The sequence below is a fragment of the Streptomyces regalis genome (assembly GCF_001509475.1).
Taxonomy (GTDB): domain Bacteria; phylum Actinomycetota; class Actinomycetes; order Streptomycetales; family Streptomycetaceae; genus Streptomyces; species Streptomyces regalis.
In genome coordinates this window covers 1-331 of record NZ_LLZG01000279.1, presented here as the reverse complement: position 1 = coordinate 331, position 331 = coordinate 1, and the positions used below count along the sequence as shown (strand labels likewise).

At 72.8% G+C, this 331-nt stretch carries 1 protein-coding gene; it reads right to left on the bottom strand.

Translation table 11 applies throughout. The features are described from left to right. On the bottom strand, window positions 1–331 hold a 331-nt coding region (locus ADL12_RS26220; RefSeq protein WP_279617169.1), incomplete at both ends, for a ketoacyl-synthetase C-terminal extension domain-containing protein.

Here is a 331-nt window from a genome sequence, read left to right as displayed (position 1 = left end):
TTCGGTGCCGGGATGTGTCTCGACGTACTCGCGCAGCCGGCCCGCCTGGTCCCGCAGGGCCTGCTCGTTGTGACCCGACAGCAGCCACGGAGCCGGGGCGTCCCCGGTCGCCGTACCGGACTCCTCGGAGTCCAGGACCGGTGCCTCCTCCAGGATCACGTGGGCGTTGGTGCCGCTGATACCGAAGGAGGAGACGGCGGCCCGGCGCGGACGGTCCTCCGGCCTCCACTCCCGTGCCTCGGTGAGGAGTTGGACGGCGCCGGCGGTCCAGTCGACGTGCGGGGTGGGTTCGTCGACGTGCAGGGTGCGGGGGAGCAGCCCGTGGCGCATC